The following is a 26,773-nucleotide window of genomic DNA, read 5'->3' as shown; positions in this document are numbered from 1 at the left end:
TCAGCCGCTCGCCCTGACGCACTTCCCCGGTGTCAGGTCGCAGCGGAGGGGGATCAGGGCTCCAGGGAGGATCCCGACGCATCATGGACACTCCCGACATCCACACCCCGGTCCTGCTCGAGCGCTGCATCGAGCTGCTGGCTCCCGCGCTCGAGCACGACGGCGCCGTCGTCGTCGACGCCACCGAGGGGATGGGCGGCCACTCGGAGGCCCTCCTCAGCCGGTTCCCCGGCGTGCGCCTCATCGGCCTCGACCGCGACACCGACGCGCTCCGACTGGCCGGCGCGCGTCTCTCGCCGTTCGGTGACCGAGTCTCGCTCGTCCACACCGTCTACGACGGGATCGCCCGCGCCGTCGCCGACTGCGGTGTGCGGCGGGTCGACGGCATCCTGTTCGACCTCGGTGTCTCGTCACTGCAGCTGGACGAGGCCGACCGCGGCTTCGCGTACTCGCGCGACGCTCCGCTCGACATGCGCATGGACCAGACGGCCGGCACCACGGCCGCCGAGATCGTCGCGACCTACAGCGAGGGCAATCTCCGCCGGATCTTCGAGCGGTACGGCGAAGAGAAGCTCGCCGGCCGCTACGCGCGCGCCATCGTCGACGCCCGCTCGCGTGCACCGCTGACCCGGTCGGGCGAACTCGTCGACCTGCTCGTCTCCGCGACTCCGGCAGCCGTGCAGCGGGAACGCTCGGGACACCCCGCGAAGCGCGTCTTCCAGGCGCTGCGCATCGAGGTCAACGCCGAGCTCGCCGTTCTCGAGCGGACGATGCCCGACGCCCTCGACCTGCTCCGCGTGGGCGGGCGCATCGTCGTGATGTCGTACCAGTCCCTCGAGGACCGGCTGGTGAAGCGGGTGTTCGCGGATGCCGCGAAGTCGACCGCCCCGAGCGGTCTCCCCGTCGAGCTGCCCGAGCACGCGCCGCGGTTCCGACTGCTGACGAAGGGCGCCGAGCTGGCGTCGGAGGAAGAACGCGCCCGCAACCCGCGGGCGACCCCGGTGCGACTGCGCGCCGCTGAACGGGTGAGGGAGGCGTCATGAGCTGGACCAGCACGGCCCGCGACGAGCGGGGCTTCGATGCCGACGTCCTGAGCGCCCCGGCGCCAGGCCCCTCGCGAAACGATCGCGATCTCCATCTGGTCGCCGCGCCCGCGCGCCGTCGTCGCCCGCGCATGGTCTACGGCGTCGTCGCCGTCGCCGGCGCGGTGCTCATCGGCGCCGTGCAGATGGGACTCTCGATCGCCACCACGCAGACCTCGTTCGAGATCTCCGGACTCACCCAGCAGCAGCGACAGCTGAACTGGCAGAAGGAGATCCTGCAGGATGACGTCGCCGGCCTCAGCTCCCCGCAGTACCTGGCGGCGAACGCCGCCGCTCTCGGCATGGTGATCACGGAGTCGCCGAACTACCTGCGGCTGAGCGACGGCGCGGTCATGGGCGCCTCGGCTCCAGCCGGTGGCACCTCCAGCGTCGACGCGCTCTCGCGTGCCGCCGTCGGCAACGCTCTCGTCGCCGGCGTCCCCCTCGTGACGGACCCGGCCGCGAGCATCGAGACCGGCGTCAGCGTCGACGAGCTGCTGACGGTCGATCCCGCGACACCCCCGCCCATCGCCGACGGACTCCCGGCTCCGGCCACACACTGAGCTCATGACGACCCGAGCCACACGCAGCCCGCGCCGCCGCACGGTGGTCGCGCTCCTCGTCGTCCTCATCGTCCTCGGGGCGTTCATCATCCGTCTGGTCGACATCCAGGTCGTGAACGCGGGAGATCACGAGGCGGATGCCCGCGACCTGGCCATGGAGGTCGGAACGACGCTCTACGGCACGCGAGGCGACATCGTCGACGCGAACGGCGACACGCTCGCGACCACCACCTCCATCTACGACGCGAAGATCGACCCCAAGCTCGCCGTTCTCGGCATCAAGCGCAAGAACGACGCGGGGGAGACCGTCGAGGTGACGTGGTCGCAGCTCGCCGGAGAGATCGCCGCCGTCACCGGACAGGAGCCCGCCGAGGTCGAGTCGATCGTCACGACCGCCGTCGCCGCCGATCCCGAGTCGCGGTTCGCCTATCTCGAGCGAGGTCTGTCGACCGAGCAGTTCCGCGCCCTCGCCGATCTCAAGCTCCCGTTCGTCGGGTTCGATCCGCATCCGCACCGCACGTATCCCGACGGCGCCGTGGCCGGGAACGTGATCGGCTTCGTCGGCTCCGACGAGACGCCGCTCGAGGGCATGGAAGCACTGCAGGATTCCTGCCTCGAGGCGAGCGACGGTCAGCAGCGTTACATGCGCGGACTCGACGGCGTCGTCATCCCGGGAACCGAGGTGCAGGATCCCGCGCCGGTGAACGGCGGCACCCTCAAGCTGACGATCGACCGCGACCTGCAGTGGTACATGCAGCAGCTGATCGCGGAGCAGACGGAGAACCTCGGCGCCGAGAGCGGATCGATCCTCGTCGTCGAGGTCGCCACCGGCAAGATCCGCGCGGCGGCCGAATACCCGAGCGTCGACCTGAACGATGTCGCGAGCTCCGACCCCGCCGACCGCGGCAGCCGTCTCTTCCGCGACTCGTACGAGCCCGGCTCGACTTTCAAGCCCGTCACCGCCGCCACCGCGATCGAGGCTGCCGGGCTCACCCCGCTGTCGACGGCCTGGAGCCCGGACCGGATGGAGTTCCCCAACGGCGCCGTCGTCAACGACTCCGAGCACCACGAACCCCAGAACCTGACCCTCACGGGTGGCCTGGTCACCTCTTCGAACGTCGCGCTGTCGCAGTTCGGGTCGCAGGTCGATCCCGCCACGCGGCTCGAGTACCTGCAGAAGTTCGGCGTCGGCGAGGGCACCGCGCTGAACTGGTCGGGGGAGCCCAAGGGCACCTACATCCCCACCGACCAGTGGGACAACCAGACGTACTACACGACGACCTTCGGTCAGGCGTTCACGGTCACCGCCCCCCAGGTCGCGAGCGTCTACCAGACGATCGCGAACGGCGGGGTCCGCGAGCCTCTGAGCCTCGTCGAGTCGTGCACGGATGCCGCCGGCGAGGTGCACGAGCCGACGCTTCCCGACCCGGTCCGCGTCATCCAGAAGAGCACCGCCGACGAGGTCGGACTGATGCTCGAGAACGTGTTCGCGCAGGGCACGCTCGCGAAGGACATCGCGATCCCCGGCTACCGCATGGCGGGCAAGACCGGAACCGCGCAGAAGGTCGACCCGGCCACGGGCGCGTACAAGGACAATCTGTACTACACCTCTCTCGTCGGGTACGCCCCCGCCGACGATCCGAAGTATGTTGTCCTGACAGCATTCGACGAGCCGAAGACGCTGCGACTCTCCGCCGCCAATCGTCCGGCCTTCCAGAAGGCCATGACCCAGGTGCTCAAGCACTACCGGATCATGCCCTCGGACTCGCAGACTCCGCTGCTCCCCGTGACCCAGTGACGCCCCCGCGCGTCCGAGGACCGAATCATGATCACCCTGTCCCTCGCCGACATCGCCCGCGTGCTCTCGGGCACCCTCCACCTCGCCGGTGACGACACCCCGGAGGCCATCGTCTCGGGCGCCGTCGACACCGATTCGCGCGTCATCGGGCTTGGCGACGTGTTCGTCGCCAAGCCCGGCGACGCGACCGACGGCCACCTGTTCGTCGCTTCCGCCGCCGACGCCGGCGCCGCGCTGGCCGTCGTCGAGCACCCGGTCGACGCGCCCATCAGCCAGATCGTCGTCGCGGATGCCGTCGCGGCTCTGGCCGACCTCGCCCGCGAGGTCGTCGGCCGGGTGCGCTCGGCCGGCGACCTGCGGGTCGTGGGCATCACCGGCTCCAACGGCAAGACCACGACGAAGAACATGCTCGCCCGCGTCCTGCAGGACGAGGGCGACACCGTCGCGCCCCGCGCCTCGTTCAACAATTCCGTCGGAGCGCCGCTCACGATGCTGCGCGTCGCGGACGACACCCGCTTCCTCGTGAGCGAGTTCGGTGCCGACGGCGCCGGCCAGATCGCCCGGCTCGCGGGCCTCGTCTCACCCGACATCGGAGTCGTCCTCATGGTGGGCCTCGCCCACGCCGGTGGATTCGGCGGCGTCGAGGCGACGCTGCGAGCGAAGACCGAGCTCGTCGAGGCCGTCCGCCCCGGGGGAGTGGCCGTCCTCAACGCCGACGACCCCCGTGTCGCGACGATGGCGGACGTCGCACGAGCGCGCGATGTCCGGGTGCGGTGGTTCGGGCGGGGAGCGAACGCCGAGGTGCGTGCCGAGGACGTCTCGGTCGACGCCGCCGGCACCTCGTGCGTCATCGTCGCCGACGACGAGCGGATCCCGCTTCGGCTGCGCGTGCTCGGCGAGCACCACGTCATGAACGCCCTCGCCGCGATCACCGCCGCCCTCGAGCTCGGCATCGCCCTCGCCGACGCCGTCGCGCGGCTCGAGACGGTCGAGCTCGCCGAACGCTGGCGCATGCAGCCGCTCGGGTCGGACCGCGTCCGCATCATCAACGACGCCTACAACGCGAGTCCGGACTCCATGGCCGCGGCCCTCCGCACCCTGGCGCAGATCACCGAGCCGGGGCAGCGCAAGGTCGCCGTCCTCGGCGCCATGTCCGAGCTCGGCGAGTTCGCCGGCGAGGAGCACGACCGCGTCGGTCTGCAGGCCGTGCGTCTGCGGATCGAGCGCATCGTCGTCGTGGGCGCCGAGGCGCGACGGCTCTACCTCGCCGCGATCGGCGAGGGATCCTGGGACGGCGAAGCGGTCTTCTTCGCCGACGCGGATGCCGCCTACGACTACCTGATGACCGAACTCCGCGACGGCGACCGCGTGCTCGTGAAGTCGTCGAATTCGGCGGGCCTCCGGCACCTGGGCGATCGTCTGGGAGAATCGTTCTCGTGAGATCTCTGCTGACGGCCGCGACGATCTCGCTGGCGTTCACGCTGCTGCTCACGCCGGTGTTCATCCGGCTGTTCGAGAAGCTCGGGTGGGGCCAGGTCATCCGGACCCCGGACGACGCCACCAACCCCAGCCACCACGCCAAGCGCGGCACGCCCACCATGGGCGGCCTGATCTTCATCCTCGGCACCGTGGTCGGCTACCTGATCGGAACGCTCACCGGCGGCGCGCCGCCGACGATGTCGGGCCTGCTCGTCATCTGGATGATGGTCGGCCTCGGGGTCGTGGGATTCATCGACGACTACATGAAGGTGCGTTCGCAGCGGAGCCTCGGCCTCTCGGGGTGGCGCAAGGTGATCGGGCAGATCGTCGTGGCGGTGCCCTTCGGCGTCGTGGCGCTGCTGATCCCCAACGAGCGCGGCGAGACCCCCGCGACCGCGTACGTCTCGCTCTTCCGCGACATCGAGTGGCTGAACTTCATGGCGCTCGGCGGTGTGATCGGCCTGGTCCTGTATCTCGCCTTCATCTCCTTCCAGGCCGTCGCCTGGTCCAACGCCACCAACCTCACCGACGGTCTCGACGGCCTCGCCACGGGTGCCGGGATCTTCACCATCTCGGCCTACAGCCTCGTGACCTTCTGGCAGTTCCAGCAGCGGTGCTCGACCGATGCGCTCGTGCCGGCCTACGAGGCCGCGTGCTACACGACGCGCGACCCGATGGATCTGACGATCATCGCGGCGTCGTTCGTCGGCGCGCTCGTCGGGTTCCTGTGGTGGAACGCGCCCAAGGCGAAGATCTTCATGGGCGACGTCGGCTCGATGGCGATCGGCGGCGTCATCGTGGCGATGGCCGTGCTCTCGCACACCGAGCTGCTCGCCGTCATCATCGCCGGTGTCTTCATCATCGCGCCGGGCTCGGTCATCCTGCAGCGCTACTACTTCAAGGCGACGGGCGGAAAGCGTCTGTTCCTGATGAGCCCGTTCCACCATCACCTCGAGATGCGCGGCTGGCCGGAGGTCACGATCGTCGTCCGCATGTGGATCATCGCCGGGATGCTGGCGGTCGTCGGCGTCGGGCTGTTCTACGTCGCGTGGCTGGCCGCCGTATGACCGCCCGGCTCGACGCGCTGACCAGCTGGCATGCGGACTGGCGCGGTCTGCGCGTCGTCGTGCTCGGACTCTCCGTCACGGGATTCGCCGCCGCCGACACGCTCGCCGAGCTGGGAGCGGATGTCCTCGTGGCGACCGAGCGGGCCGACGAGGAGTACGCCCGGCTGCTGCCCGTCATCGGCGCACGCCTGCACGAGGGGTCGCTCGCCGAGGTGCCGGACGCCGTCCGGGCGCACCGTCCGGATGTCGTCATCGCCTCTCCCGGCTTCCCGCCGCACCACCCGGTCATCCGCTGGGCGGCGGAGGACGGCATCCCGCTCTGGGGCGACATCGAGCTCGCCTGGCGCGTTCGCGACAAGGTACTGCGGCCCGACGGCCGGCCCGCCGAGTGGCTGCTCATCACCGGCACCAACGGCAAGACCACGACGACCCAGCTGACCGCGACCATGCTCGTCGCGGGCGGACTGCGCGCGGCCCCCTGCGGGAACATCGGCGTCCCCGTCCTCGACGCCGTCCGCGATCCCGCCGGATTCGACGTGCTCGTCGTCGAGCTCTCCAGCCACCAGCTCTGGTACCTCGGCCGCGCCGACCCGGCGGGTCAGCCGTCGCCCGCGGCGAGCGTGTGCCTCAATCTCGCCGACGACCATCTCGAATGGCACGGATCGGCGCGGGCCTACCGGAACGCCAAGGCCGTCGTCTATCGCAACACCCGGATCGCCTGCGTCTACAACAAGGCCGACCTCGCGACGCGCGAGATGGTCGAGGACGCCGAGGTCGTCGAGGGATGCCGCGCCATCGGATTCGATCTCGGCGTCCCGGGGCCGAGCGATCTCGGTGTCGTCGACGGCATCCTCGTCGACCGTGCTTTCCACGAGGACCGCCGCACGGCCGCGTGGGAGCTCGCGACCGTCGCGGATCTCGCCGAGCGCGACCTCGCCGCGCCGCACGTCGTCGCCAACATCCTCGCCGCATCGGCGCTCGCCCGCTCGCAGGGCGTCGAGCCGGTCGCGATCCGCGATGCCCTGATGACGTTCCGTCTCGACCCGCACCGCATCGAGGTCGTCGCTCGCGCGGCCGGCATCACCTGGATCGACGACTCGAAGGCGACGAATCCGCACGCGGCCGGCTCATCGCTCGCCGCGTTCCCCGGCTCGGTCTGGGTCGTCGGCGGGCAGCTCAAGGGCGTCGACATCTCGGACCTCGTCGCCGACCGCGGCACGGGCGTCAAGGCCGCCATCGTGATCGGCGCCGAGCGTTCGGCCGTGGTCGCGGCGTTCGCGCGACACGCGCCCGCGGTGCCCCTGTTCGAGGTCATCGCGACGGAGACTGAAGACGTCATGGCCCGGGTCGTCGAACTGGCGGTCGGAGTCGCTGCGGACGGGGACGTCGTGCTCCTCGCTCCGGCGGCGGCATCCTTCGACCAGTTCGCGTCCTACGCAGACCGCGGACGCCGCTTCGCAGCCGCCGTGCACGAACACTTCGGAAGGGGAGACGGTGACCACGACACCGCTGGACCCCACGCGGACGGCCGCGCCTGAGGACCACGCGCGTTCCGGGTTCGCCGCCCGGGTCATGCTCGGCCGGGTCTTCGCCCCGGTGCCGAGCGAATTCCTCCTCATCGCCTCCACCGCGCTGCTGCTCACCGGATTCGGCCTCGTCATGGTGCTGTCGGCGACGATGGCCGTCGACGGCGCGAACCCGTTCGACACGGTGCTGAAACAGGCGGTGTTCGCGCTGCTCGGCATCCCGATCATGTTCATCGTGAGCCGGTTCCCGGTGCGGTTCTGGAAGCGGATGGCCTGGCCGGCGCTGATCCTCGGCCTGATGCTGCAGCTCCTCGTCTTCGTCCCGGGTCTCGGCGTCCACAACGACGGGAACACGAACTGGATCTCCATCGCGGGATTCCAGGCGCAGCCGTCGGAGTTCCTCAAGCTCTCGCTGGCGGTCTGGCTCGGGTTCATCCTGTACCGCAAGCGCACCCTGCTGTCGAAGTGGCAGCACGTGTTCATCCCCGTCGTCCCGGTCGGCGCCCTCGTGATCGGCACCGTCATGGCCGGCCACGACCTCGGCACCGCCATGATCATCATGGCGATCCTCCTCGGCTGCCTGTTCTTCTCCGGGGTGAAGCTCCGGCTGTTCCTCCTGCCCGCCATCGGCGTCGTCGTCGCGGCCGCGGTCTTCGCCGTCACGAGCCCGAACCGCATGGCTCGCATCATGAGCTTCCTCAACGTCGATTCCACCGACTGCTACTTCGCCGATGCGGGCTCGTGCTACCAGCCGCTCCACGGCGTCTGGGCTCTCGCGAGCGGCGGGGTGTTCGGGCTCGGACTCGGCAACTCGCGCGAGAAGTACCAGTGGCTGCCGGCGGCGGCGAACGACTACATCTTCGCCATCGTGGGCGAGGAGCTGGGACTCATCGGCTGCGTCGTCGTCCTCGCCCTCTTCGCCCTCTTCGCCGTCGGCGCCTTCCACGTCATCCGCAAGACCGACGACCCGTTCGTCCGCATCGTCTCCGGCGGCATCGTCGTGTGGATCGTGGGCCAGGCGCTCGTGAACATCGGCGTCGTGCTGCGCGTCTTCCCCGTGCTCGGCGTTCCGCTGCCCTTCATGTCGCAGGGCGGCACGTCGCTCATGTCGGGCCTCATCGCCTGCGGTGTCCTGCTCTCGTTCGCACGCACCCTGCCGACGCGCGATCCCGCGGCGACGCCGATCGCACCGGCCCGCACCGCGTCGGCGAGGTCGCTCGCGCGTCGGTAGTGTCGATGCGGTGACAACGTACCTTCTGGCCGGCGGCGGCACCGCCGGCCACGTGAACCCCCTGCTCGCCGTCGCCGACGCGCTGCGCGAGCGTCGCCCCGACGACACGGTGCTGGTGCTCGGCACGCGTGAAGGGCTCGAGGCCCGGCTCGTGCCCGAGCGCGGCTACGAGCTGCTGTTCGTCGACAAGGTGCCCTTCCCGCGTCGACCCGATCGCGCCGCAGCCGCCTTCCCGATGCGGTGGCGCCGGGCCGTCGGACAGGTGCGCGCCCACCTCGCGGCCCGCGGCGTCGACGCCGTCGCCGGCTTCGGCGGGTACGCCTCCGCGCCGGCGTACGTCGCCGCGCGTCGTGCACGCGTCCCGTTCGTGGTGCACGAGGCGAATGCGCGGCCGGGTCTCGCGAACGTGCTGGGTGCGCGCGGAGCAGCGGCGACCGGCGTGGTCTTCGAGGGGACGCCGCTGCGCGGTGCCCGGGTCGTGGGGATGCCGCTGCGCCGAGAGATCGCGCGGCTCGACCGCGCCGGTCGCCGGGCCGAAGCCGCCGCGGCCTTCGGGCTCGATCCCGATCGTCCCGTCCTCCTCGTCTTCGGCGGCTCGCTGGGCGCCCGGCGCCTGAACGAGGCCCTGGCCGGGTCGTGGCGCGACGTCGTCGCCAGCGGGTGGCAGGTCCTGCACGCCACGGGGGAGCGCAACCGCGGCGCCGAGTCCGACACGCCCGACTACCGCGTCGTGCCCTACCTCGACCGCATGGACCTCGCGCTCGCGCTGGCCGACGCGGTCGTCTCGCGGTCGGGTGCGGCGACGGTCAGCGAGCTCAGCGCCCTCGGCATCCCGACGGTCTACGTGCCCTACGCGGTCGGCAACGGCGAACAGGCGCTCAACGCGCGCGGCGCGGTCGCGGCCGGCGCGGCGCGGGTCATCGCCGACGCGGAGTTCACCCCCGACCGGGTGCGGAGCGAGATCGTGCCGCTTCTCGGGGACGGGGGCGAGCTCGCACGCATGCGCGACGCCGCCCGCGCGGTGGGGACCGTGGACGGCGCGGCGAACGTCGTGGCGCTCCTCGACGAGGCTCGCGGCGCCTGAGTCGTCACCGGCATCCCGTGCCGGTCGCTCAGCGTGTGCGGGCGGAGCATCCGGCGCGGCGACCTAGACTTGAGCGGTCATGATCAGACCCGACTTGAGCCTCCCGATCCCCGCCGACATCACGGCGGCGCACTTCATCGGCATCGGCGGATCCGGGATGTCGGGGCTGGCCGGGATGTTCCTCGACCGTGGCATCCGCGTCTCGGGGTCGGATCGCGCCGACAGCCCGACGCTGCGCGCGCTGGCCGCCCGCGGTGCGACGGTCCACGTCGGCCATGACGCCGCGCACCTGCCGGCGGATGCCGACACCGTGGTGCACACGGGCGCCATCTGGCCCGAGAATCCCGAGTTCCTGCTCGCGAAGGAGCGCGGCCTCGCCGTCATCCACCGCTCGCAGGCGCTGTCCTGGCTCATCGGCGGTCGCCGCCTCGTGTCGGTCGCCGGGGCGCACGGCAAGACGACCTCCACCGGCATGATCGTGACCGCGCTACGCGAGCTCGGCGCGGCGCCGACCTTCGTCAACGGCGGGGTCGTCGCCGACCTCGGCGTCTCCAGCGCCACGGGGTCCGACGACCTGTTCGTCATCGAGGCCGACGAGTCGGACGGCACGTTCCTCCTCTACGACACCTCGGTCGCGCTCGTGACGAACGTCGACCCGGACCATCTCGACCACTGGGCGACCCGCGACGCGTTCTACGAGGGCTTCGTGAGCTTCGCGGATCGGGCCCGCGAGGCCGTGGTGATCTCGTCGGACGATCCCGGCGCGCGCCGTGTGAGCGACGCCCTGTCGCACCCGAACGTCCTCACGTTCGGCGAGGCCGAGCATGCCGATCTGCGACTGACCGGGATCGTGGCCGAGGGCCCGGTCGCGTTCCGCCTGACGTTCCGCGGCGAGTCGGTCTCCGGACGGCTCCGCGTGCCGGGCGCGCACAACGCCGTCAACGCGGCGGGCGCCGTCGCGGTGCTCATCGCGCTCGGCCACGAGCTCGAGCCCGCGATGCGCGCGGTCGAGGGGTTCGGGGGCACGGCGCGCCGTTTCGAGCTGCACGGCACGACCCGGGGGGTGAGCGTCTACGACGACTACGCCCATCACCCAACCGAGGTCGCGGCCGCCCTCGCCGCCGCGCGGACCGTCGTGGGCGACGGCCGCATCATCGCCCTCCACCAGCCCCACACCTACTCGCGGACGCAGGAGATGTACCGCGAATTCGCCGACGTGCTCGAACAGCACGCCGACCACACGGTCGTGCTGGATGTCTACGGCGCGCGCGAAGACCCGGTGCCGGGCGTCACCGGTGAGCTCGTCAGCGGGGCGTTCGCCGCGCCCGAGCACGTTCACTACGTCGCCGACTGGCAGGATGCCGCCGACTACACGGCGGGTGTCGCGCGACACGGCGACTTCATCGTGACCCTCGGCTGCGGCAACGTGAATCTGATCATCCCGCAGGTGCTGCAGGCGCTGGCCCGGACGGCGGGGTGAGCCCGGTGCGCCGGCCGAGTCCGCTGCCGCCGCCGGCGCGCTCCACCGACGCGCCGGAGCCGGTCGTCCGCGAGCCCGAGCGGATGCCGGTCGCTCCCCGTCGGGAGGGTGCGCCGGCTGCGTCCGCCGCCGGGCCGGCACCGGCCGACGCGAACCCGACCGAACCCATCGAGCAGGTCTGGCACCTCCGCGGACGCGACATCGGCGTCGCGCCGATCATCCCCTTCGACGTGCCGGTGCGGTCAGCCGAGGCCCACGCGGGCGAAGCGGGCGACGAGGCGGAATCCGAATCCGAGCCGGGTCGCCGCTGGACGGCGCGGGAGGTGTGGGCGGCTGCCCGCGGCCGCCGTCGCGCGCTCCGCAGGGAGGTGCGCCGATTCACGGCACGCCAGCGCCGCCGGCGGCGCATCTGGCTCGCCACCGGGGCCGCGGTCGTCGCCCTCGTGCTCGGGTCGATCGCCGCCGCCTACAGCCCGCTCTTCTCGGTCGAGCGCATCACGGTGGTCGGCACGTCGGGGCTGGACGCTGCGGCGGTATCGACGGTCCTCTCGGGTCAGCTGGGCACGCCGATGCCCCTTGTGGACGAGAGCGCGATCAAGGCGGAGCTCGTGCGCTTCCCGCTCGTCGAGTCGTACAGCCTCGAGGCGCGTCCGCCCCACGAGCTCATCGTGCGCATCGTCGAACGCACGCCGATCGGCGCCGTCCCCGGCGACGCGGGCTACACCCTCGTCGACGCCGCGGGCGTCGCGCTCTCGACGACGCCCGAGCCTCCCGCCGGGACGCCGCTGCTGGAGATCCAGGGCGGACCGGGCTCGGCCGCCTTCGAGGCGGCGGGCCAGATCTTCCGGTCGCTCCCGGAGTCGCTGAGGTCCCAGATCGCGACGATCTCGGCGACGACGCCGAACGACGTGACGCTGACGCTCTCCGACAGTCGGGCGATCGTCTGGGGCGGCACGAGCGACACCGGTGAGAAGATCCGCGCCGTCGACCGGCTCATGTCCGTGCGCCCGGATGCCGCGGCGTACGACGTCTCGTCGCCCCTTGCGGCCGTCGTCCGCTGAGGGCGACCCGACCTCGACCGCACCGGTGCGCGATCGACTTGTCGCGACACGCCGCGCGCATCCGCGACTGCGGGCCGTCAATGCGTACTTTCGAGTCAGGAATTGCATACTCGGCATTTCTTTAAACCTCTACATGAGGTTGAAGGTTGAAAGCACGGGTTCGGGACGAGATGGAGGCCGGCATGAGCCAGAACCAGAACTACCTCGCGGTGATCAAGGTCGTCGGTGTGGGCGGTGGCGGCGTCAACGCCGTCAACCGGATGATCGAGCTGGGGCTGCGGGGCGTCGAGTTCATCGCCGTCAACACCGACGCCCAGGCGCTGCTGATGAGCGACGCGGACGTCAAGCTCGACGTGGGCCGCGAGCTCACGCGCGGGCTCGGAGCAGGAGCGGACCCCGAGGTCGGGCGTCGCGCGGCCGAGGACCACGCCGAGGAGATCGAAGAGGCGCTCGCGGGCGCCGACATGGTCTTCGTGACCGCGGGCGAGGGCGGCGGAACCGGCACCGGCGGCGCGCCCGTCGTCGCGCGGATCGCGAAGTCCATCGGTGCGCTGACCATCGGTGTCGTCACGAAGCCGTTCTCGTTCGAGGGGCGTCGCCGGCAGAGCCAGGCCGAGGCCGGCGTCTCGAAGCTGAAGGAAGAGGTCGACACCCTCATCGTCGTCCCGAACGACCGGCTGCTCGAGATCAGCGACCGCGGCATCTCGATGGTCGAGGCCTTCGCGACCGCCGATCAGGTCCTCCTGGCCGGTGTCCAGGGCATCACCGACCTCATCACCACGCCCGGCCTGATCAACCTCGACTTCGCCGACGTCAAGTCGGTCATGCAGGGTGCAGGATCGGCGCTCATGGGCATCGGATCCGCGCGCGGCGCCGACCGCGCCATCAAGGCCGCCGAGCTCGCCGTCGAGTCGCCGCTGCTCGAGGCGTCGATCGAAGGTGCGCACGGTGTGCTGCTGTCGATCCAGGGCGGGTCGAACCTCGGCATCTTCGAGATCAACGACGCTGCGCAGTTGGTCAAGGAGGCCGCGCACCCGGAGGCGAACATCATCTTCGGCACCGTGATCGACGACACGCTGGGCGACGAGGTGCGCGTCACCGTGATCGCGGCCGGCTTCGACGGCGGCGAGCCTCAGACCCGGATCGAGCCGATCACCGCCGCCCGCCCGAGCGTGCCGCCGGTGCTGCCCGAGATCCCCGCCGAGGAGGCGGCGACGGCGACCGAGCCCGCCGAGCGGCGGGAGACGAAGGACGCCGCGCCCGTCGCGGCCAAGAGCGAGTCGTACGACTCCGTCTTCGGCGACGACGATCTCGACATCCCCGACTTCCTGAAGTAGGCCGTTCGCACCATGCCGGACCTGGCCGAACGGCTCGCCGACGTCGACGCCCGCATCGCTCGTGCGCTGCGGGCGTCGGGTCGCGCACCGGACGCGGTCTCCCGGATCGTGGTGACGAAGTTCCACCCGCCCGAGCTCATCGAGCGTCTCGTCGAGCTCGGGGTCCGGGACGTGGGGGAGAACCGGCAGCAGGAGCTGACGGCGAAGCGCGCGGCTCTCGCGACCGTGTCGGACTTGACCTGGCATTTCATCGGCCAGGCCCAGACGAACAAGGCCCGAGCCGTGCGAGCGGGAGCCGATGTCGTCCACTCGGTCGACCGGACGCGCATCGCCGACGCGCTGCACGCCGCCGCGCCGGAGGACGTGGACGCGCCGCTCGACGTCCTCATCCAGGTGAACCTCACCGACGATGCCGGCCGCGGCGGCGCGACACCCGACGGGGCCGAGGCGCTCGCGACGCACGTCGCGGAGCACTGCCCGACGCTCCGCCTGCGCGGGGTCATGGCTGTCGCGCCCCTCGACGAGGCCCCCGCGTCGGCGTTCGCGCGACTTGCCGACGTCGCCGGCGCGGTGCGCTCGGTCGTCCCTGCGGCGAGCTGGATATCCGCCGGTATGACCGGCGATTTCGAAGAGGCGATCGCCGCCGGTGCGACACACCTGCGGATCGGCTCGGCAATCACGGGACCGCGCCCGGACCGCGGATAGCCTCGGAACAGACAGCAAACGGAGGATGCGATGTCGAACCCGCTGAAGAAGACCATGGTCTACCTGGGCCTCGCCGACGAGGAAGAGATGTATGAAGAACCTCAGTCCGAGCAGCAGCCGGCCCGGCGCGAGAAGTCGGTCGAGAAGCCGGCGGCTCCGGTGACGCCGATCCACCGGCCCGCCGTCGTGCGCCAGCCGACGACCGGAACCGTCAGCGAGATCCTGACCGTCCACCCCAAGCAGTACCGGGACGCGCAGATCATCGCCGAGAACTTCCGCGAGGGCGTGCCGGTCATCATCAACCTCTCGCAGATGAGCGACGCCGACGCGCGCCGACTGATCGACTTCGCGAGCGGACTCTCGCTGGGGCTCTACGGCCGCATCGAGCGGGTGACCAGCAAGGTGTTCCTCCTCTCGCCCGAGAACATCGCCGTCTCCGGCGACGGTGCCGTGGCCCAGGCAGAGCCTGAGGCGGCGCCGTTCGCGCAGTGATCACATAGTGGATGCCGTACGGCTGATCGCCGCGCTCGTCTACTTCCTGCTGCTGCTGTACATCCTGGTTCTGTTCATCCGACTGATCCTCGAGTACATCCCGCTGTTCAATCGCGAATGGCGACCCCGCGGCGTCGCGCTCGTGCTCGCCGAGGTCGTCTACACGATCACCGATCCGCCGATCAAGATGTTCCGTCGTTTCATCCCTCCGTTGCGGCTCGGCGTCATCGCGATCGATCTCGCATTCCCGCTCACGATGCTGCTCTGCTTCATCCTCCTGTCCGTCACCCAGGCGCTGGCCTCGGTGTGATGCCCCGGTGCCGTCGCCTCCGGGGGCCCGTCGCGGTCCCCGGAAGCCTCGGACTATGCTGGGTGGGTACGGCCCGCTGCGGCGGGTGCCGGCTGACCGGCCCGCGTCGTGAGCCCTGAAAGAGGACAACACCATGGCTTTGACCCCTGAAGACGTCGTCACCAAGCAGTTCCAGCACGTGCGTTTCAAGGAAGGATTCGACCCGGACGAGGTCGACGACTTCCTCGACGAGATCGTCGTCGAGTGGCGCAAGACGATCGCTGAGAACGAAGAGCTCAAGACGAAGCTCGCCGCTTTCGAGTCGGGTGAGACCCCCGCGGCCCCCGCTCCCGCCGAGGAGTCGGTCGTCGAGGAGGTGCCCGCACCCGTCGCCGCCGTCGAGCCCGCTCCCGCCCCGACGACCGATGCCGGTCCCGCCGCGGCATCCGCCGGCATCATCGAGCTCGCCCAGCGCCTCCACGACGAGCACGTCGCCGAGGGCAAGGCGCAGCGCGACAAGCTCATCTCCGACGCTCAGTCGCAGGCGGCATCCATCATCTCCGAGGCCGAGGCCCGCGGTCGCGACGAGGTCGCCCGGCTCGAGGCCGAGCGCATTTCGCTCGAAGGCCGCATCGCGGACCTGCAGCAGTTCGAGAAGGACTACCGCGGTCAGCTCCGCGGCTTTATCGAGAACAAGCTGCGCGACCTCGACACCACGGGTGTCTCGGCCGGCGCGTAATCCTTGGCGTCTCGCACGCATCTGAACGGTCCGGCGGCCGGTGCCATCGTCGCGATTCTCGCGGCCCTGGTGCTGGCCGCCGACCAGTTCACCAAGTACCTCGCGCTTCGCGACCTGCCCTACCAGCAGGCGGTTCCCGTTCTCGGCGACTTCTTCCAGCTCTACCTGACGAAGAACCCCGGCGCCGCGTTCTCGCTCGGCACGGGCGTGACCTGGGTCTTCACCCTCGCGCTCGCCGCCGTGGCGATCGCCGTCGTCGTTCTCACCGCGCTGCGAGTCCGATCCCGCGCCTGGGCGATCATCCTCGGGCTGCTGTTGGGCGGCGTGCTCGGTAACCTCACTGACCGGCTCCTCCGCGAACCCGGCTTCCTCGTCGGGCACGTCATCGATTTCATCCACACACCGTGGATGTGGCTCTGGTTCCCGTCTGCGATCTACAACGTGGCCGACATGTTCATCGTCACGATGATGATCTCGGTGGCCGTCCTCGTCGTCATCGGCATCCGGTTCGACGGCACGCGGGAGCGTCGCGTCGAGCGCACGGACGCGGCGACGGATGCCGCCACGACCGACGCGGACGCCTGAGATGCCTCAGCGCGCTCTCCCCGTTCCCGACGGGCTCGACGGCGTCCGAGTCGACGCCGCACTGGCGAAGCTGCTCGGCTTCTCGCGGACCTTCGCGGCCGAGGCCGCCGAGGCCGGCGGAGTGAGTCTGGACGGTCGCGTTCTCGGCAAGTCCGACAAGCTCGTCGCCGGCGGGTGGCTCGACGTCTTCTGGGAGGAGCGCGCCGAGGCGCGGATCGTCCCGGTGGACGTCCCCGATCTCGGCATCGTGCACGACGACGACGACATCGTCGTCGTCGACAAGCCCGCCGGTGTCGCCGCGCATCCCTCGCTCGGATGGGACGGCCCGACCGTGCTCGGAGCCCTCGCGGCCGCGGGCTTCCGCATCGCGACCACCGGCGCGCCCGAACGGCAGGGCGTCGTCCACCGGCTCGACGTCGGGACCAGTGGTCTCATGGCGGTCGCCAAGAGCGAGCGCGCGTACATCGCGCTGAAGCGCGCGTTCAAGGAGCGCGAGGTGGAGAAGATCTACCACGCGGTCGTCCAGGGACATCCCGATCCGCTCGCCGGCACGATCGACGCGCCGATCGGCCGGCATCCCTCGCACTCGTGGAAGTTCGCCGTCACACCGACCGGCAAGGACTCCGTCACGCACTACGAGACGCTCGAGGCGTTCCCCGGCGCGTCGCTCCTCGAGATCCACCTGGAGACCGGCCGGACTCACCAGATCCGCGTCCACATGGCGGCTCACCGGCATCCGTGCGTCGGCGACCCGCTCTACGGAGCCGATCCGACCCTCTCCGCCCGCCTGGGCCTGACTCGGCAGTGGCTCCACGCGCACCAGCTGGCGTTCGCGCACCCGGTGTCGGGGGAGTGGGCGACGTTCTCATCGCCCTACGCGCCGGACCTCGCCCGAGCCCTCGAGGTGCTCGGCGGCGACTGACCGCGCTGTGCGGGCTGCTCAGGCCTCGCCGAGTCGGTCCGCGGCCTCGCGAGCGTCGCGGCGCGCCGAGAGCAGGCGGTCGACGAGATCGCCGTACCGACCCTGGAGCGGCGCGGCGTCGCCGTGCGCGGCGAGGAGCGCGAATCCGCCTCGGAGGTTCGTCGCCGCCCCGCCGAGACCGGCCGCGACGGCGTCCGCGGCGACGGCCGCGTCCGACATGAGGTGCCGGTTTCCGATCTCGATGACGCCTCGCAGCTCGTCCCAGACCTCGAGGGCGAGTCCGCCGAGCGCAGCCGACGTCGCCACGGCGCGGCTCGCCGCGTCGACGATCCGCCGACCGCGGGCCGCGGTCCCGTCCTCGGCGGGACGCAGCGCGGCGCCCAGCGCGCCCGAGGCGTGTCCGTCGTCCGCCGCGGCGTCGAGCACCCGCGCGCGGAGGTCGCCGAGCCGGCGGTCGATGTCGCCAGTTCGGTCGGGGTCGCTGTAACGGCACACCATCTGCGCGAGCGACGCGGCGATGGCGGTGACGACTCCGCTGGCGGTTCCGCCCCCGGGATCGCCCTGATCGCGGGCCAGGGCGTCGAGGAGGTCCTCGAGGCGGATCTCCGACATCACCGGCCGCCGCGGAAGGTCGCGGGGTCGTCCTCGGCGATCGCGAGCGCGATCTTCCGGACGTGCTCCGGCGCGACATCGGTCATCTGGCCGAGGTCGTAGAACCCGACATCGGTGAGCTCGCCGTCCGCGGGATGAGGGTCGCCCGAGACCCACGTGCAGCGGAAGACGAGGTCGAGGTAGTCGACCTGGTCGCCGTTGGCGTAGACGATGCGGGGGATCTGGTGGACGAGCGCGAGGCGGTCGACCCTGACCTCGATCCCGGCCTCCTCGCGGCATTCGCGCACAGCGGCGTCGGCGGGCTCCTCGCCGGGGTCGACGATGCCCGACACCGGCTGCCAGCTGCCGTTGTCGGCACGGCGGCCGATCAGCACCTTCTCGTCGCGGAAGACGATCGCGGTGACGCCGACGAGGGGGAGCGGCGCGGTGCCGATCTTGTCGCGCAGCTCGAGGACGAACTCGGGGGTAGCCATGCGCCCAGCCTAGGTCGGGTGTCGGAGGTCGAACGTAGACTCGGTGCGTGGCATCCGACTCCTTCGTTCACCTGCACGTGCACAGCGAGTACTCGATGCTCGACGGTGCGGCCAAGATCTCGTCGATGACGCAGGCGGCATCCGAATACGGGATGCCGGCGATCGCCGTCACCGACCACGGCAACACCTTCGCGGCCTTCGAGTTCTACCGCGCCGCGAACGCCGCCGGGGTCAAGCCGATCATCGGCCTCGAGGCGTATGTCACGCCGGGAACCCACCGCAGCGACAAGTCGAGGGTCGCCTGGGGAACGCCCGAGCAGAAGAGCGACGACGTCTCCGGCTCGGGCGCGTACACCCACATGACCATGTGGAGCCAGAGCACGCAGGGCATGCACAACCTCTTCCGGATCAGCTCGCTCTCGAGCATGGAGGGGTATTACTTCAAGCCGCGCATGGACCGCGAGCTGCTGCAGACGTACGGCGCGGGCCTCATCGCGACGACCGGATGCCCCTCGGGCGAGGTGCAGACGCGGCTGCGGCTCGGGCAGTACGACGCCGCGCGTGCCGCGGCGGCGGAGTTCCAGGACATCTTCGGCAAAGAGAACTACTTCGCCGAGATCATGGATCACGGGCTCTCCATCGAGCGCCGCGTGATGACCGACCTGCTGCGCCTCGCGAAAGACCTCGACATTCCGCTGGTGGCGACGAACGACTCGCACTACACGCACCAGCACGAAGCCGATGCCCACGCGGCGCTGCTCTGCGTGCAGTCGGGCTCGACGCTCGACGACCCCAATCGGTTCAAGTTCGACGGCGACGGCTACTACATCAAGACGGCGCAGGAGATGCGGCAGCTCTTCCGCGATCACCCGGAAGCCTGCGACAACACGCTGCTCATCGCCGAGCGGTGCGAGGTCGAGTTCAACACGTCCGCGAACTACATGCCGCGTTTCCCCGTGCCCGACGGTGAGACCGAGGACAGCTGGCTCATCAAAGAGGTCGAGACCGGGCTCCACTACCGCTATCCCGGCGGGATCCCCGACAAGGTGCGCAAGCAGGCGGAGTACGAGACCGGCATCATCCTGCAGATGGGCTTCCCGGGCTACTTCCTCGTCGTCGCCGACTTCATCAACTGGGCGAAGGACAACGGCATCCGCGTGGGGCCCGGGCGCGGTTCGGGCGCCGGATCCATGGTCGCCTACGCCATGCGCATCACCGACCTCGATCCCCTCGAGCACGGACTGATCTTCGAGCGGTTCCTCAACCCCGACCGCGTCTCGATGCCCGACTTCGACGTCGACTTCGACGATCGTCGCCGCGGCGAGGTGATCGAGTACGTCACCGAGAAGTACGGATCCGAGCGCGTCGCGCAGATCGTCACCTACGGCACGATCAAGTCCAAGCAGGCGCTGAAGGACGCCGGCCGCGTCCTCGGCTTCCCCTTCAGCATGGGCGAGAAGCTCACGAAGGCCATGCCGCCCGCGGTCATGGGTAAGGACATGCCGCTCGACGGCATGTTCGACAAGAACCACCCGCGGTTCAAGGAGGCGAGCGAGTTCCGCGCGCTGATCGACTCCGATCCCGAGGCGAAGACCGTCTTCGACCGTGCCCTCGGGCTCGAGGGGCTGAAGCGTCAGTGGGGCGTGCATGCGGCCGGCGTCATCATGTCGTCCGAGCCGCTGCTCGACATCATCCCCATCATGCGCCGCGAGCAGGACGGGCAGATCGTCACGCAGTTCGACTACCCGTCGTGCGAGACCCTCGGGCTCATCAAGATGGACTTCCTGGGGCTGCGAAACCTCACGATCATCTCCGACGCCCTCGACAACATCCGGATGAACCGGGGCGAGGAGCTCGATCTCGAGCAGCTCGCGCTCGAGGACCGTGCCGCATACGACCTGCTCACGCGCGGCGACACGCTCGGCGTGTTCCAGCTCGACGGCGGCCCGATGCGCTCGCTTCTGCGCCTCATGAAGCCCGACAACTTCGAGGACATCTCGGCCGTCATCGCGCTCTACCGGCCGGGACCCATGGGGGCGAACTCACACACCAACTACGCCCTGCGTAAAAACGGCCTGCAGCCGATCACCCCGATCCACCCCGAGCTCGAAGAGCCGCTGCGCGACATCCTCGACACCAGCTACGGCCTGATCATCTATCAGGAGCAGGTCATGGCGATCGCGCAGAAGGTCGCCGGGTTCTCGCTCGGTCAGGCCGACATCCTCCGGCGCGCGATGGGCAAGAAGAAGAAGTCCGAACTCGACAAGCAGTACGAGGGCTTCGCGGGCGGAATGAAGGAGCGCGGGTACGGCGACGACGCCGTCAAGGCGCTGTGGGACATCCTCCTGCCCTTCTCCGACTACGCCTTCAACAAAGCCCATTCGGCCGCCTACGGACTCGTGTCGTACTGGACGGCCTACCTCAAGGCGCACTACCCGGCCGAGTACATGGCGGCGCTGCTGACGAGCGTCGGCGACTCGAAGGACAAGATGGCGGTGTACCTCAACGAGTGCCGACGTATGGGCATCAAGGTGCTTCCGCCGGACGTGGGCGAATCGATCCGGTACTTCGCCGCCGTCGGCGAAGACATCCGCTTCGGACTCGGCGCGGTGCGCAACGTCGGCGCGAACGTCGTCGACGGCATCATCTCCGCGCGCGCCGACGACAGCTACGTGAGCTTCCACGACTTCCTCACCAAGGTGCCGCTGCACGTCTCGAACAAGCGCACCGTCGAGTCGCTGATCAAGGCCGGCGCCTTCGACTCGCTCGGTTCGACGCGCCGCGCGCTCATGGAGATCCACGAGGATGCCGTCGAAGCCGCCGTCGATGCCAAGCGCAAGGCGGCGACCGGCGCCGTCGGGTTCGACTTCGACAGCCTGTACGACGAGGCCGAAGAGGTCATGCCCGCGAAGGTCCCCGAGCGTCCGGAATGGACGAAGAAGGACAAGCTCGCGTTCGAGCGCGAGATGCTCGGGCTCTACGTGTCGGACCATCCGCTGGCCGGGCTCGAGATCCCGCTGGCCAAGCACGCCTCGACGTCCATCCACGACCTGCTGGCGTCCGAGGACGTCCAGGACGGCGACCAGGTGACCGTGGCCGGACTCGTGACGAGCGTCCAGCACCGCGTGGCGAAGCAGAGCGGCAACCCGTACGGCATGATCACCGTCGAGGACTTCGACGGCGAGGTGACGGTGATGTTCATGGGCAAGACGTACACCGAGTTCCAGTCGATGCTCCAGCCCGATTCGGTGCTCGTCGTCCGCGGTCGGGTGTCGCGACGCGACGACGGGCTCAATCTCCACGGACAATCGGCGCTCGCGCCCGATCTCGGATCGTTCGACGCGTCCGGCGAACTCGTGCTCATCCTTCCCGAGCAGCGGGCGACCGAGACGACGATCTCCGACCTCGCCGCCACGCTCCGCCGGCATCCCGGCGACACCGAGGTGTCGCTCAAGCTCCATCGGGCCGGGGTGGCGAAGGTGTTCGAGGTCCCGATTCCGGTGCGGGTGACCGCCGATCTCTACGGCGAACTGAAAGGACTCCTCGGGCCGCAGTGTCTGGGGTGAGCCGGGTAGTATCGCCTGCGCAGCGCAACATCTGCGACGAAGGGACAGCCGTGACGGACGACAAGAACATCCAGCCCGACCACGATCGCAGCGACGTCGACGCGCCGGCGTTCAGCGCGTCGGTCGACGCGCCCGACCGCAGTGCGGCGACGGTCGACGACTCGGCTCGCACCGACGTGGTCGAGCCGCTGTCCGGATCCGACGCGGACGAGCCGATCGACGAGCCCGCGCCCGCCGCGGCCGATGACCGCGCCGGCGACAGGGCTGCCGACGACAGGGCTGTAGGCGACACGGTTGCGCCGCAGTACGGTGTCGGACCGCTGTCGATCCGTGAAGTGTCGCTGCTCGGCGTCTGGGCGCTGTCGTTCATCTTCTCGTTCTTCCCGATCTACGGCCGCTTCGGCGCCGGTTCGTCCGTGTGGAGCGCCGGCATCGACTGGGTGCTCACGATCGGTGTCCCCACGGCCGCGGTGTTCCTGCTGCTCCTGCGCCGGTTCTCGCCGCAGGGGATCCGGCGGGTCGGCTCGCTCGGGATCGACCAGTTCGCCTCGGTCGCCTTCTCGGTCGCGGCCCTCGTCTGGCTCGGAATCATCTGGGGCGCGTTCGTCGCGCTCGCGCAGACGCGCGTCTTCGTCGCGAGCTGGGTCGTCTGGGTCGAGTTCCTCCTCATGCTCGCGGGCGTCGTCCTCACGGTCGTCGCTCCTCACCTTCCGGTCCTCGGCGAGGATTTCCGCCACCGCCCGGAAGCTCCGGCCCATCGCCTCGCTCGTCCGACGCGTCCCGTCGTCGCCCGCCCCGCCGCCGCTCGTCCCGCCGGCGTCTCGGACACGGCTTCCGCCGCTTCCCGCGCCGGATGGGGGCACGCCGCTTCGCAGGCGCACGACGCGCCTGCTCCCGCGGACGCCGCTGAGCCGTTCGCCGGGGTCGATGAGACCGCGCAGACCGCGACCACTCCCGCATCCGCTCAGCAGGCGTTCTGGGCATTGGCGCCGGAGGAGCGCGATGTGCTCGACGAGTCGGGAGCCCCGCTGTTCCGCGTCGGCCCGACCGCCTGGGCGCTCGTCATCGAGGATCGCGGCGGCGTGTTCGTCGTCCGCCACGAGGACGGTCGCATCGGGTACCTCCACGAGACCGAGGACGTCGTCCGCGGCTGAGTCCGCACGTGGCACCCCGCCGCGCGCAGTAGCCTGGAACGATGCGCACCATCGATCTGCGCGGTCGTGAACTGACCGCCGCCGAGCTGCTCGCCGCCGTCCCGCGCGCTCAGGCCGCGCGCGACCTCGCGCTCGCCACGGCCGCCGAGATCGTGGCTGATGTCGCCGAGCACGGGGAGACGTCTCTCCGTGGCCAGGCGGAGCGCTTCGACGGCGTCGAGGGGCACGCGATCCGCGTTCCCCAGCACCACCTGAACGAGGCGCTCGCGGGACTCGAGCCTGCCGTGCGCTCGGCCCTCGAAGAAGCGATCCGGCGCGTTCGCATCGCCTCCGCCGCTCAGGTCCCGCCGGACGTCGTGACCGAGATCGGACCCGGCGCGCGCATCGAGCAGCGCTGGCGCCCCGTGCGACGCGTCGGCGTCTACGTGCCGGGAGGCAAGGCGGTCTACCCGTCGAGCGTCATCATGAACGTCGTGCCGGCGCAGGTCGCGGGAGTGCGCGCCGTCGCGCTGGCCTCGCCGCCCCAGCGCGACCACGGCGGGCGCGTGCACCCGGTGATCCTCGCCGCGGCGCGCCTCCTCGACGTGACGGAGGTCTACGCCATGGGCGGTGCCGGCGCGATCGGCGCCTTCGCCCACGGTGTCCCGAGCCTCGGCCTCGACCCGGTCGATGTCATCTCCGGACCGGGGAACAACTTCGTGGCGCTCGCCAAGCGCGTCGTCGCCGGCATCGTCGGCACCGACTCGGAGGCGGGGGCGACCGAGATCCTCGTCGTCGCCGATGCCGACGCCGACCCCGCGCTCGTCGCGGCCGACCTCGTGAGTCAGGCCGAGCACGACGAGCAGGCGGCGGCCGTCCTCGTGACCGATTCGTCCGAGCTCGCCGAGGCGGTGGCCGTTCGTGTCGCCGAGCGGGCGGCCGCCACCCGGCATGCCGCGCGCGTGCAGATCGCCTTGGACGGACCGCAGTCGGCGATCGTCCTCGTCGACGACATCGCCGCCGCGACCGCGTTCTCGAACGCCTACGCACCGGAGCACCTCGAGCTCCACATCACCGACCCCCGGGTCGACGAGTTCGTCAACGCCGGCGCGGTGTTCGTCGGGTCCCACACACCCGTGAGCCTCGGCGACTACCTCGCCGGCAGCAATCATGTGCTGCCCACCGGCGGGCAGGCCCGCTATGCCGCGGGGCTGGGTGCGGCGACGTTCCTCCGGTCCCAGCAGGTCATCGCCTACGATCGCGACGCGCTGCGCGCGGTCCACGACGACATCGTCGCGCTGTCCGGGTCCGAGCAGCTGCCGGCGCACGGCGAAGCGGTCAGCGCGCGCTTCGAAGCGTAGTCTGGCTTCGCCATGCACTGCCCCTTCTGCCGCAATCCCGACTCGCGCGTCATCGACTCCCGCACGAGCGACGACGGTCTCAGCATCCGTCGTCGTCGTCAGTGCCCGAAGTGCGGCGGCCGGTTCTCGACGATCGAGACGGCGAGCCTGAACGTGATCAAGCGCTCCGGCGTCATCGAGCCGTTCAGTCGCGAGAAGGTCATGTCGGGAGTGCGCAAGGCCTGCCAGGGGCGACCCGTCACCGAAGCCGACCTCGCCGTCCTGGCGCAGGCGGTGGAGGAGTCGGTCCGTCAGACCGGATCGTCGCAGATCGACACGAACGAGATCGGTCTGGCGATCCTCGGTCCGCTGCGGCACCTCGACGAGATCGCCTACCTCCGATTCGCGAGCGTCTACCAGGCCTTCGACACCCTCGAGGACTTCGAGTCCGCGATCGATCAGCTCCGCGCCGACCACCACGGCGCCGGTGCCGGCAGCACCCACGGGGCCGAGTAGCCGCCGAGCGGGTCAGGCGGGCCCGGAACGGCGGTCACGCGCGGTCGACGCGGCGCTCTAGGCTGGAGCCCGATGTACGCGCTGATCTTCCGCACGGTCCTGTCCCGCCTCGACCCCGAGACGGCGCATCACGCCGCGATGCCGGTGATCCAGATGCTGGGGCTCCCGCCCTTCGCGTCGATCGCACGCACGATCACACGCCCGGCCGCCGAGCTGCGCACCGAAGCGCTCGGCCTGACCTTCGCCTCTCCCTTCGGTGTCGCCGCGGGCTTCGACAAGAACGCCGTCGCCGCGCGCGGCCTCGGGGCGCTCGGATTCGGTCATGTCGAGATCGGGACGGTCACCGCGATCGCGCAGGAGGGGAACCCCCGCCCGCGCTTGTTCCGCCTCGTCGCCGACCGCGCGCTGATCAACCGCATGGGGTTCAACAATCGCGGCGCCGCAGCGGCCGCGAGCCGGCTCGCGCGGCTGCGTCGTCGGCGTCACCGTCCCGTCCTCGGCGCCAACATCGGCAAGAGCCGCGTCGTGGACGTCGCCGACGCGACCGCCGACTACGTCACGAGCACCCGCCTCGTGGCGCCGGTCGCGGACTACCTCGTCGTCAACGTGTCATCGCCCAACACCCCGGGTCTACGCGGCCTGCAGGCGGTCGAGACCCTGCGTCCGCTGCTGGAGGCCGTGCGCGAGGCCGCGGGCTCGACGCCGCTGCTCGTGAAGATCGCGCCCGACCTCGACGACGACGAGGTGACGGCGATCGCCGCGATGGCGGTCGACGCGGGTCTCGCGGGGCTCATCGCGACGAACACCACGATCTCGCGTTCGGGGCTCCGCGCCGATGCGGCACGGGTGGATGCCGCCGGGGCCGGCGGTCTGTCGGGTGCGCCGCTGCGCGAGCGGTCGCTCGCCGTGCTCCGCCTCGTGCGAGCGGCGGTGCCGGCATCCTTCTGCGTCGTCGCAGCCGGCGGGGTCGAGACGGCTGCCGACGTTCAGGAACGTCTCGATGCGGGCGCCGATCTCGTGCAGGGATACACGGCGTTCGTATACCGCGGTCCGCTGTGGGCCCGCGAGATCAACCGCGGGCTGGTCGCTCTCAGGCGGGACGCTCGCCGCGCTTGACCTGAGCCTTCGGCAGGCGCATGAAGCGCATCTGGATCGAGCGCATCGCGCCGTACCAGCCGAGGCCCTTCTCGAGGCGTTCGGCGCCGAACTTCGCGCGCGCTGCCTTCTTCACGCGTGCGCTGGTGATGATCATGTCGGCGATGACGAGCAGGATGAACGCCCACAGGCCGATGAAGGCGTAGAAGGTGAAGGCCGTCGAGCCGAGGAACGTGACGATGATCACGAGCACCATGGCGCCCATGACGAGCTCGCCGAGGTGCCATCCCGCGTCCACGTAGTCACGCACGAACTTGCGCTGCGGGCCCTTGTCGCGCACCGGCAGGTACCGCTCGTCGCCGTTCGCCATGCCGATCCGCGCCTTGTCCCGACGCTCCGCGAGCTCGGCGCGGGCGCGAGCCTTCGCCTCCTTGGTGTCGGGCACCAGGGGTCGCTTGCGCGCTGCCTCCTGGGCGGCCCGGCTCGGGGTGGGGCGGTTCTTGCCCGATCCCGGAAGCGCCTCGGCGGCGTCGTTGGGAGTGGGTACGGCGGGGGTCTTGGCCACGGGGATCCTCGGGTTTCGCGACGAACGTGCCTT

At 70.5% G+C, this 26,773-nt stretch carries 25 protein-coding genes; 22 read left to right on the top strand and 3 right to left on the bottom strand.

The annotated features are described in order from the left end of the window. Positions 1-83: 83 nt before the first annotated feature. From rsmH to F6B42_RS09440, 17 genes are all read left to right on the top strand, one after another. Positions 84-1,043 (top strand): 16S rRNA (cytosine(1402)-N(4))-methyltransferase RsmH, encoded by a 960-nt coding sequence (gene rsmH / locus F6B42_RS09520; RefSeq protein WP_150419377.1) that lies wholly within the window; start codon positions 84-86, stop codon positions 1,041-1,043. After that, positions 1,040-1,645 (top strand): hypothetical protein, encoded by a 606-nt coding sequence (locus F6B42_RS09515; protein ID WP_150419376.1) that lies wholly within the window; start codon positions 1,040-1,042, stop codon positions 1,643-1,645. The genes rsmH and F6B42_RS09515 overlap by 4 nt, the downstream gene beginning before the upstream one ends. A 4-nt stretch (positions 1,646-1,649) precedes the next feature. Then, complete coding sequence (locus F6B42_RS09510) at positions 1,650-3,443, top strand: peptidoglycan D,D-transpeptidase FtsI family protein (RefSeq protein WP_150419375.1); 1,794 nt, start codon at positions 1,650-1,652, stop codon at positions 3,441-3,443. A 27-nt stretch (positions 3,444-3,470) separates the two neighbouring features. Next, entirely contained in the window at positions 3,471-4,883 is a 1,413-nt protein-coding gene (locus tag F6B42_RS09505; protein ID WP_150419374.1) for a UDP-N-acetylmuramoyl-tripeptide--D-alanyl-D-alanine ligase, read from the top strand. Beyond that, entirely contained in the window at positions 4,880-5,989 is a 1,110-nt protein-coding gene (mraY, locus tag F6B42_RS09500; protein WP_150419373.1) for a phospho-N-acetylmuramoyl-pentapeptide-transferase, read from the top strand. Before F6B42_RS09505 ends, mraY begins: the two co-directional genes overlap by 4 nt. After that, the gene (gene murD, locus F6B42_RS09495; protein WP_150419611.1) at positions 5,986-7,527 is read left to right on the top strand and encodes a UDP-N-acetylmuramoyl-L-alanine--D-glutamate ligase; all 1,542 of its coding nucleotides are present in this window, start codon (positions 5,986-5,988) and stop codon (positions 7,525-7,527) included. Before mraY ends, murD begins: the two co-directional genes overlap by 4 nt. After that, positions 7,484-8,746, top strand: coding sequence for a putative lipid II flippase FtsW (gene ftsW, locus F6B42_RS09490; protein ID WP_396652460.1), 1,263 nt, complete (start codon positions 7,484-7,486; stop codon positions 8,744-8,746). The genes murD and ftsW overlap by 44 nt, the downstream gene beginning before the upstream one ends. A 10-nt stretch (positions 8,747-8,756) precedes the next feature. Next, positions 8,757-9,830, top strand: coding sequence for a UDP-N-acetylglucosamine--N-acetylmuramyl-(pentapeptide) pyrophosphoryl-undecaprenol N-acetylglucosamine transferase (locus tag F6B42_RS09485; RefSeq protein WP_150419372.1), 1,074 nt, complete (start codon positions 8,757-8,759; stop codon positions 9,828-9,830). Positions 9,831-9,909: 79 nt separating this feature from the next. Then, a complete protein-coding gene (gene murC, locus F6B42_RS09480) occupies positions 9,910-11,310 on the top strand; it encodes a UDP-N-acetylmuramate--L-alanine ligase (RefSeq protein ID WP_150419371.1) in 1,401 nt (466 codons plus the stop codon). Next, positions 11,307-12,371 carry an FtsQ-type POTRA domain-containing protein gene (locus F6B42_RS09475; protein ID WP_223878426.1) on the top strand — a complete coding sequence of 355 codons (1,065 nt, stop codon included), beginning with the start codon at positions 11,307-11,309 and terminating at the stop codon, positions 12,369-12,371. Before murC ends, F6B42_RS09475 begins: the two co-directional genes overlap by 4 nt. A gap of 182 nt (positions 12,372-12,553) precedes the next feature. Further along, positions 12,554-13,708 (top strand): cell division protein FtsZ, encoded by a 1,155-nt coding sequence (gene ftsZ, locus F6B42_RS09470; protein WP_150419370.1) that lies wholly within the window; start codon positions 12,554-12,556, stop codon positions 13,706-13,708. A gap of 12 nt (positions 13,709-13,720) precedes the next feature. Further along, positions 13,721-14,413 (top strand): YggS family pyridoxal phosphate-dependent enzyme, encoded by a 693-nt coding sequence (locus F6B42_RS09465; RefSeq protein WP_150419369.1) that lies wholly within the window; start codon positions 13,721-13,723, stop codon positions 14,411-14,413. A 30-nt stretch (positions 14,414-14,443) separates the two neighbouring features. Next, positions 14,444-14,905: a cell division protein SepF gene (locus F6B42_RS09460; protein ID WP_150419368.1), complete on the top strand. Its 462-nt coding sequence runs from the start codon at positions 14,444-14,446 to the stop codon at positions 14,903-14,905. Positions 14,906-14,912: 7 nt separating this feature from the next. Continuing rightward, positions 14,913-15,215, top strand: coding sequence for a YggT family protein (locus tag F6B42_RS09455; protein WP_150419367.1), 303 nt, complete (start codon positions 14,913-14,915; stop codon positions 15,213-15,215). A 133-nt stretch (positions 15,216-15,348) separates the two neighbouring features. Beyond that, entirely contained in the window at positions 15,349-15,933 is a 585-nt protein-coding gene (locus F6B42_RS09450; protein WP_150419366.1) for a DivIVA domain-containing protein, read from the top strand. Between the two features lie 3 nt (positions 15,934-15,936). After that, positions 15,937-16,518, top strand: coding sequence for a signal peptidase II (lspA, locus tag F6B42_RS09445; protein WP_150419365.1), 582 nt, complete (start codon positions 15,937-15,939; stop codon positions 16,516-16,518). A gap of 1 nt (position 16,519) precedes the next feature. Beyond that, entirely contained in the window at positions 16,520-17,440 is a 921-nt protein-coding gene (locus F6B42_RS09440) for an RluA family pseudouridine synthase (RefSeq protein WP_150419364.1), read from the top strand. A gap of 18 nt (positions 17,441-17,458) precedes the next feature. On the opposite strand, the gene F6B42_RS09435 is transcribed toward F6B42_RS09440, so the two are convergent. Both F6B42_RS09435 and F6B42_RS09430 read right to left on the bottom strand, forming a co-directional pair. Continuing rightward, positions 17,459-18,052 carry a cyclodeaminase/cyclohydrolase family protein gene (locus F6B42_RS09435; protein ID WP_150419363.1) on the bottom strand — a complete coding sequence of 198 codons (594 nt, stop codon included), beginning with the start codon at positions 18,050-18,052 and terminating at the stop codon, positions 17,459-17,461. Beyond that, complete coding sequence (locus F6B42_RS09430) at positions 18,052-18,525, bottom strand: NUDIX hydrolase (RefSeq protein ID WP_150419362.1); 474 nt, start codon at positions 18,523-18,525, stop codon at positions 18,052-18,054. Before F6B42_RS09430 ends, F6B42_RS09435 begins: the two co-directional genes overlap by 1 nt. Positions 18,526-18,572: 47 nt before the next feature. Here F6B42_RS09430 and dnaE point away from each other — a divergent pair, with 47 nt between their 5' ends. The 5 genes from dnaE to F6B42_RS09405 all read left to right on the top strand — a co-directional run bounded on the left by dnaE (position 18,573) and on the right by F6B42_RS09405 (position 26,196). Continuing rightward, on the top strand, positions 18,573-22,091 hold the full coding sequence (gene dnaE, locus F6B42_RS09425) for a DNA polymerase III subunit alpha (protein WP_150419361.1): 3,519 nt from the start codon (positions 18,573-18,575) through the stop codon (positions 22,089-22,091). 50 nt (positions 22,092-22,141) lie between these two features. Beyond that, positions 22,142-23,245, top strand: coding sequence for a hypothetical protein (locus tag F6B42_RS09420; protein WP_150419360.1), 1,104 nt, complete (start codon positions 22,142-22,144; stop codon positions 23,243-23,245). 41 nt (positions 23,246-23,286) lie between these two features. Next, entirely contained in the window at positions 23,287-24,585 is a 1,299-nt protein-coding gene (gene hisD, locus F6B42_RS09415) for a histidinol dehydrogenase (RefSeq protein WP_150419359.1), read from the top strand. A gap of 12 nt (positions 24,586-24,597) precedes the next feature. Continuing rightward, positions 24,598-25,080 (top strand): transcriptional regulator NrdR, encoded by a 483-nt coding sequence (gene nrdR / locus F6B42_RS09410; RefSeq protein ID WP_150419358.1) that lies wholly within the window; start codon positions 24,598-24,600, stop codon positions 25,078-25,080. A gap of 72 nt (positions 25,081-25,152) precedes the next feature. Further along, complete coding sequence (locus tag F6B42_RS09405; RefSeq protein ID WP_150419357.1) at positions 25,153-26,196, top strand: quinone-dependent dihydroorotate dehydrogenase; 1,044 nt, start codon at positions 25,153-25,155, stop codon at positions 26,194-26,196. Here F6B42_RS09405 and F6B42_RS09400 read toward each other — a convergent pair. Further along, positions 26,171-26,740, bottom strand: coding sequence for a DUF3043 domain-containing protein (locus F6B42_RS09400; RefSeq protein ID WP_150419356.1), 570 nt, complete (start codon positions 26,738-26,740; stop codon positions 26,171-26,173). The genes F6B42_RS09405 and F6B42_RS09400 overlap by 26 nt on opposite strands. Positions 26,741-26,773: the final 33 nt, after the last annotated feature.

The organism is Microbacterium radiodurans (genome assembly GCF_008710705.1).
GTDB lineage: Bacteria > Actinomycetota > Actinomycetes > Actinomycetales > Microbacteriaceae > Microbacterium > Microbacterium radiodurans.
This window is presented reverse-complemented; position numbering and strand designations above follow the sequence as displayed.